Genomic DNA, 7219 nt, shown 5'->3' on the forward strand with positions numbered 1-7219 from the left:
GGCTTCGGCGACGGCCGCGGGATAGCAGCCGGCGCCGCCGTCGTCGGCCGGACCAAGGGAACGCAGCGCGTCCGCACGTTTCAGGGCGCGCAGCATGGCAGCTGTGGCCGGGCGCGAGACGTCCGACATGTCTGGGTAATCGATGGCCAGCGCCGGATCCAGTTCGTAGGCCAGCCAGCGGGACCGGAGGGCGTCGTGCCGGGCCGCGGCTTCATGCCAGTCCCGGCTGTCCTGGTAGCGGATGGCGGCGGCGGCCGAACGGCTGATCCGCCAGACGGCGGGCGCGGCGCAGCCGGCAGCCAGCAGCAGCCAGAGCGGCACGGCGGACGGGAAGACGACCGCGGCGGCGAGCACCACGGCCAGGGCGCAGCACAGCCCGGAGAAGCAGTACCAGAACGCGGTGTCCGGGTCGGGGCGGCGGCGCAGGCCGCGTTCCACCGCGTAGGAGGTCAGGAAAACCACGGCAGCCAGCACGGCCGTGGCCACGGCCAGCTGCGCGAACTCTGCGAGGAACATCGTCACCCCTGCTGACGGAGTTATCTTCCATTCCAGTACGCGGCGCCGGCAGAGTCAATGGTGAGGGCGCCGCGGCGCCCCGGGTCACTTGTGGACGCGGCCGACGACGTCGTCCAACTGCTTGAAGACCAGGGCCTGCGGCGCCTTGCTGATCAACGTCCGCTGGAGCTTCTGCTTCCACGGCTTCTGCTGCCGTGCCATCGCCGCCATCTTGCGCGAGCGCTCGACGACCATGGCGGTATGCGGCGCCCGGGCCCGTTCGTAGTTGCGCAGGGCCGTGGTGATATTCCAGTCGGCGTTCAGAGCGTCGGCCAGCGCGACGGCGTCCTCGAGGGCCTGGCCGGCGCCTTGGCCGAGGAACGGCAGCATGGGGTGCGCGGCGTCGCCCACCAGGGTGGCGTGGCTGCCGGACCAGACGGCGGCGGGTTTCCGGTCGAACAGTTCGTGGGCCATGATGTCCTGGCTCTTGGTGGCGCCGATGACCGCCCGGACGGCCGGGTGCCAGCCCTCGAAGCGCTGCAGGGCCAGGGTGCGCCAGAGGACCTCGTCGTCCTGCGCCAGCACATGGTTGGGCATGGTGGCGTACCAGTAAATGAGGTCGCCGGGCAGCGGGACCATGCCGAAGACTTCCCCGTTGCCCCAGGACTCGCCCCAGGGCAGCCAGGCGGGATCGAGGTCGCCGATCGGGCAGACCGCGCGCATTGCGGTGATTCCGGAGGCACGCGGGGCGCCGTCGCCGACCAGGTCGTGGCGGACCAGCGAGCGCAGGCCGTCGGCGCCGACCACCAGGTCCGCGTGCAAGGAGCCGCCGTTGTTCAGCGTGACCGTTCCGCCGTGCGGATCGCGCCGGAACTTCACCGCCTGCAGGCCCAGATGCACGGTGTTCACGTAGAGCGAGTCGTTCAACAGCGTGGTGAGGTCCGAGCGGTGGATGGAACGCAGCGGGTGGCCGTAGCGGCGCCGGAGGTCGTCGCTGCTGAACGTGGACAGCACGTTGCCGAACTGGTCGTGTGAGCTGCCGCCGACCGGGAGGGAGGCCTCTTCAAAGGCGTCCAGCACGCCGAGCCGCTGCAGGGCGCGTGTTCCGTTGGCCCAGATCGTCAGCCCGGTGCCCAGCTGCTGCAGCGTTCCGGCGCGTTCGACCACGTGGACTTTCCAGCCGGTTCGTTGCAAGGCCCGCGCAGTGGCGAGCCCGCCGATTCCGGCCCCTACGATGAGCGCCGAGCGCTGCAGAGACCCCATGGGTCCATACTTCCCGCTTTTGGGCCGGGTTCACAACTTTCGTCCGGTACAAACCGGTTCCGGGGCGGAAAAGCAAGAACTCCCGCCGCTCCGAAGAGCAGCGGGAGTTCCGTGGTTGGTCGGGGTGACAGGATTTGAACCTGCGACCTCGTCGTCCCGAACGACGCGCGCTACCAAGCTGCGCCACACCCCGATACCGTTGCCCCCGCCGTCGTCATGACGGCCGCGAAAGCAACTGTTCAAGGATAGCGGAGACAGCCCCCAAAGGAGAAATCGGCGGCGGCCCGGCCAGGCCTCGGTCTGGCCAGACGGCGGCCCGGCCACGCCTCGGTCACACCCGGGCTCTGTCAGACGAGCGAGTCCCTCCACGCGGCGTGCAGTTGGGCGAAGCGGCCGTTGCCGGCGATCAGTTCCGCCGGCGAGCCGTCCTCGACCACCCGGCCCTCGTGGATGACCAGCGCCCGGTCGGCGATCTCGACGGTGGAAAGCCTGTGCGCGATGATCAGCGCCGTGCGGTTGCCCAACAGCGTCTGCAGGCCCTCCTGCACCTGGCGCTCGCTGGGAATGTCCAGCGACGCGGTGGCCTCGTCCAGGATCAGCACCGCCGGGTCGGCCAGGAACGCGCGCGCGAAGGAGATGAGCTGCCGCTGTCCGGCCGAGACGCGGCCGCCGCGCTTGTTCACGTCGGTGTCGTAGCCCTCGGGCAGCGACAGGATGAACTCGTGGGCGCCGACGGCGCGGGCGGCGTCCTCGATCTGCGCGCGGCTCGCCTCCGGGTTGCCCAGGGCGATGTTCTCCGCGACGCTGCCGCTGAATAGGAACGCTTCCTGCGTGACCATCACGACGGCGCGGCGCAGGTCTTCGTTGGACAGCTGCCGCAGCTCGATCCCGTCCAGGGTGAGCGACCCGGAGGTCAGGTCGTAGAAGCGGGCGATCAGCTTGGCCACGGTGGACTTGCCGGCCCCGGTCTGCCCGACGACGGCGACCGTCTGGCCGGCGGGAATGTCCAGGTCCAGCCTGGGCAGCACCACCCGGCCGTCCCCGTAGCCGAAGACGGCATCGCGGAACCGGATCGCGCCGCGGGCGTCCTTGAGCGGAACCGGCCGGGCCGGGGGAACGATGGTCGGTTCTTCTTCCAGCAGCCCGGAGACCTTCTCCAGCGCGGAGGCCGCGGACTGGAAGGAGCTGTAGAACATGGCGATCTGTTCGGTGGGGCGGAAGACCTGCTTGGTGGCCAGCAGCACGGCGACCAGGGTGCCGATGGCAAGGTCGCCGTCGAGCACCCGGAAGCCGCCGATCAGCAGCACCGCGGCCACGGTCAGGTTGCCGACGCCGTTCAGCACCGGCTGGAGCACGCCGAAGTACCTGATGTTCCGCAGGGTCGCGCCGCGGTAGTCGGCGGCCAGCTCGTTGTAGCGTTCGGAGTTGTCGTGCTCGCGGCGGAAGGCCTTGACCGCCCGGATGCCGGTCATGGTTTCCACGAAGTGCACGATCAGCCGGGCCGACACCACCCGGGAGGCCCGGTTGGCCAGCTCGGAGCCCTTTTGGTACCACCGGGTGACGAAGGCGATGGGGATGGCGGCGACCAGGATGATCAGCCCGCTCTTCCAGTCCAGTCCGGCGATGCTGATGGCGGTGAAGAGCATGAACATCACGCCGGAGGTCAGCTGGGTGACGCCGTTGTCCAGCAGTTCCCGCAGCGCCTCCAGGTCCGACGTCTGCCGGGAGATGATCCGGCCGGAGGTGTAGGTTTCGTGGAACTCCAGGCTCAGCCGCTGGGTATGGCGGAAGACCCGGACCCGCAGGGCCAGCAGCATGGCCTGGCTGAGCCGGGCGGTGACGTAGGTGTAGGCCGCCAGCAGGGATCCGCCGGCGATCGCGACGGCGGCGTAGGCGGCGCCGACCAGCACCAGGGGCATGGTGTCGCCGCCGGTGAAGGCCGGCAGCGCATTGTTGATGCCGAAGGCCACCAGCACCGGACCGGCGGCCCGGGCGGCGTTGCTGGCCACCACCAGCACGATGGAGAGCGCGAACAGCCGCTTGTGCGGGGACACCAGTTCGCCCAGCAGCCGCAGGGAGCGCCGCCTGACGGCTTTGCGGTCGGTTTGGTCCAGGTTGATGTTGTCTTCGCCGGCGACTCCGGTCATGGAACTCATCGGGCTTCCTTCGCGTCCAGGACGTCTTCGACGGTGGGTTCGGCCGCCAGCGAGGCGATCACGTACCGGTAGTGTGTGCTGCTGCGCAGCAGCTCCGAGTGGCTGCCGACCGCCGTAATCCGGCCGTCCTGCAGCAATGCCACCCGGTCGGCCAGCGCCACGGTGGAGGGCCGGTGGGCCACGATCACGGTGGTGGTGCCGCGGAGTTCTTCCCGCAGCCGCTGCGTCACCGCTTCTTCGGTCCGTACGTCCAGGGCCGAGAGCGGGTCGTCCAGCACCAGCACAGCCGGCTGCGCGGCGATGGCCCGGGCCAGCGCGATCCGCTGCCGCTGCCCGCCGGACAGGCTCAGTCCTTCCTCGCCGATCCGCGTGTGGACGCCCTGCGGCAGGTCGTAGGCGAACCCGGCCTGCGCCACCTCGAGCGCCCGGGAGAGGAGGTCCTTGTCGCTGCCCGGACGGGCACCGAGCAGCACGTTGTCCCGGACCGAGGTGGAGAACAGCGTGGAGTCCTCGAAGGCCACCGACACGCGGGCGCGCAGCTCGGCCAGCGGGAGATGACGGATGTCCGTCCCGTCCAGGAACACGGCGCCGGAGGTGACGTCGTACAGCCGGGGGATCAGCTGCAGCAGGGTGCTCTTGCCCGAGCCGGTGACCCCGACCAGCGCCAGGGTTTCGCCCGCGCGAACGTGCAGGTCCACGCCGTCGAGAACCGGGGCCGCGTCCGCGGCGGCGTCGGGATACCGGAAGACGACGACGGACAGGCGCAGTTCCCCGCGCACGGGGCCGGCCGGTGCGGGTACTTCCGGGTCGATGATGGTGTTCTTCGTATCCATCACGTCGAAGTGCCGGTCCAGGGCGGTCTTCGCCGTCAGCGTCATGCCCATCAGGGAACCGATCGCTTCCACCGGACCGGCCACCACGGCGGCGGTGGCGAAGAAGGCGACCAGGTCGCCCACGGTCATGTGCCCGCCGGAGACCTGCATGATGCCGATGACCAACGCGGCGCCCAGCACCAGATCGGGCAGCGACACGACGGTCGCGAGGAACTTGGACAGCGTCCGGGCCTTGGCCAGTTCGGTCTGGCGCAGTTCTTCGGCCTGCCCGTGGAAGTTCTCCAGCGCGTACTTGCCGCGGCCGAAGGCCTTGAGCACCCGGATGCCGTGCACCGATTCCTCCACGGTGGTGGCGAGGTCGCCGGCCTGGTCCTGGCTCAGCCGGGAGGAAGCGCCGAACGCGGTACGGAAGCGGAACCCCTGCCAGACAAGGGGCACGGCGGCGGCCAGGAAGATCAGTCCCAGCAACTGGTTCAGCGCGAACATCAGCGCCAGCCCCGCGACCACCGTCACGAAGGAGACCACCAGCATGAGCGACCCAAACGCCAGCCAACGGCGGATCAGGCCCAGGTCGGCCATGGCGCGGGAGAGCAGCTGGCCCGAGCCCCAGCGGTCGTGGAACGCGGCCGGCAGGTGCTGCACGTGCCGGTAGAAGCTGGTGCGCATGCCCATCTCCACGTCCGTGGCGGGCGCGATCGCGAACACGCGACGCAGATACACCAGGCCGGCCTCGGCCACGCCCAACACGGCAATGACGACGGCGGGGCCCCAGACTTCCGAGGGGCTGCCGCCGGTGTGGATGGTGTCCACCAGGCCGCGCAAGACCTGGGGAATGGCCAGCGCCACCAGGCTGGCGCCGAGGGCGCTGAAGAATCCCAGGATCAGCCGGGGGAGGATGGGTCGGACATAGTGTTTGAGCCGGGCAATCGAGCGCCAAAGGGATAACTCAGTCATGTGGTCGATTCGTCGCAGTGGTTCGGAGGGCTTCGTGTACTGCAGCAACTATCCTAGCGACGGCATTGAGGCGCGGGTCACTCATGGGCCCGCCCGAGCCGACGCGGCTGACGCATTGGGAAACCGATGCTTGCTAGGCTGTGCGGAACCATTCACCAACGGGGGCGAACATGGATCTGACGGACGTCGCGAACGGCTTCGGGGTGTTCCTGTGGACGTCAATGCTCTTTCCGCTGCTGCGGGTGGCCGGCGTCCTGCTCTTGGTGCTGCGGAAGCCGGCCGGCTGGCTGGTGCTGCTGGCGGAACCGGTCCTGTCCATGGTGTTGATGGGCGTGGCGGGTTCATTTAGCCTGGCCGCCTTGGTGTTGCCTGCGGTGGCCGCCTACGGATGGTGGCGGTGGCGGTGGCGGTCGCGCCGGCAGCCGGCAACCGGCGGGGTTCCGGTCCATCCGGTGGAGCGGTCGCGCGGGCAGCCGGCGACCGGCGGGGTTCCGGTCCATCCGGTCCAGCGGTCCGACTGGCTGGCCGCGGCCGGGCTGATCGCACTCGTCCTGTTTTTCTTCGGCATAGACGTGCTGCCCATGATGCTGATGCTCATGGCGGACCCGTGGGCGATTGCTGAAACAGCGGTCGTCAGCCTCCTGACCCCGCTGCTGTACCTCGGTCTCGCGCGCGGCGTTATCGAAGCGTGGTGGATCGGCGTCGTCCTCTCGCTGATGGGGCTGGCCAGAGGGGCAGCGAACGCAAACCCGCAGGTCCTGTTTGCTCTGGACGGCATCGTGTTCACCGTCCTGCTGGGAATTTTGAGTCTGTACGGCTGGTCCAAATGGCGCGAGGCGCATGCGGAGACGGCCGCTTCGACGTAGCATCGCGGTGCCGTGCTTCGGCTTGGCGCCACCTTCGCTTGGGATCGCGGTTCCGTTTGGCATCACGCTTCGGCTTGGCACCTCGGTTCAGATTTGGCAATCGCGCTAGCGGCGGCTTGCTGGCCCTTCCAACCGGCGTCGTACTCTCGCGGGTTGCAAGCTCATAAGGGTCAAAAGGCGAGAGCGAGGGGCCGAGCATCGTTACCCACATGCCCTGCCTCAGGGCACTAGTCCTACACACTGGGCCCTTTTGATGGCTATCGAATGTGCGTACGAATAAAATTGTGGTATGGCTCTTGCACCGTTGGACCGCACCGGGGAGATGGAAGCATCTCTGGACCAGGCGTTTGTGCTGCTGCAGGATGTCGCCGACCGTTTTCCGGCCGAGTTGTCGTCCCTGTCTTCCCGGGATCTGGCCAACACGGTGGCGGCGGTGGAGGGCGTTTCGAAGCTGGTGGAGTTCCTGCAGGCGGTCGGCGCCCACGCGGTGGAGCGGGCGGACATCGCCGCCAACGGGGAACACGCAACGTCTGATGCCTCGGCGTCCTCTCCGGTGGGGGCGGGGGAGTGGGCGGACCCGGCGGCGGCGATCAGCACCGGGAGCGTGGACGCCGCTGACCCGGACAGGTCCGGACCACAGCAGGTGCGGCGC

The 7219-nt window shown here is 69.0% G+C and carries 6 protein-coding genes and 1 tRNA gene; 2 read left to right on the plus strand and 5 right to left on the minus strand.

From position 1 onward, the window contains the following. The 5 genes from AC5RV2_RS12565 to AC5RV2_RS12585 form a co-directional block, all read right to left on the minus strand. The coding region (locus tag AC5RV2_RS12565; protein ID WP_494092604.1) for a hypothetical protein at nucleotides 1-516 on the minus strand (516 nt) is incomplete at its 3' end. 84 nt (nucleotides 517-600) lie between these two features. Further along, nucleotides 601-1758, minus strand: a complete 1158-nt coding sequence (locus AC5RV2_RS12570; protein WP_494092605.1) for an FAD-dependent oxidoreductase — start codon at nucleotides 1756-1758, stop codon at nucleotides 601-603. A gap of 116 nt (nucleotides 1759-1874) precedes the next feature. Continuing rightward, nucleotides 1875-1951: transfer RNA gene (locus AC5RV2_RS12575), tRNA-Pro, on the minus strand. 154 nt (nucleotides 1952-2105) lie between these two features. Then, nucleotides 2106-3914: an ABC transporter ATP-binding protein gene (locus tag AC5RV2_RS12580; RefSeq protein ID WP_494092606.1), complete on the minus strand. Its 1809-nt coding sequence runs from the start codon at nucleotides 3912-3914 to the stop codon at nucleotides 2106-2108. Beyond that, nucleotides 3911-5701 carry an ABC transporter ATP-binding protein gene (locus AC5RV2_RS12585; RefSeq protein WP_494092607.1) on the minus strand — a complete coding sequence of 597 codons (1791 nt, stop codon included), beginning with the start codon at nucleotides 5699-5701 and terminating at the stop codon, nucleotides 3911-3913. Before AC5RV2_RS12585 ends, AC5RV2_RS12580 begins: the two co-directional genes overlap by 4 nt. Before the next feature lie 170 nt (nucleotides 5702-5871). Between AC5RV2_RS12585 and AC5RV2_RS12590 the strand changes: the two genes are divergently transcribed. Next, on the plus strand, nucleotides 5872-6567 hold the full coding sequence (locus AC5RV2_RS12590; RefSeq protein WP_494092608.1) for a nicotinamide mononucleotide transporter: 696 nt from the start codon (nucleotides 5872-5874) through the stop codon (nucleotides 6565-6567). A 289-nt stretch (nucleotides 6568-6856) separates the two neighbouring features. After that, the coding region (locus AC5RV2_RS12595; RefSeq protein ID WP_494092609.1) for a hypothetical protein at nucleotides 6857-7219 on the plus strand (363 nt) is incomplete at its 3' end.

Source organism: Arthrobacter sp. Y3225116, from assembly GCF_059091245.1.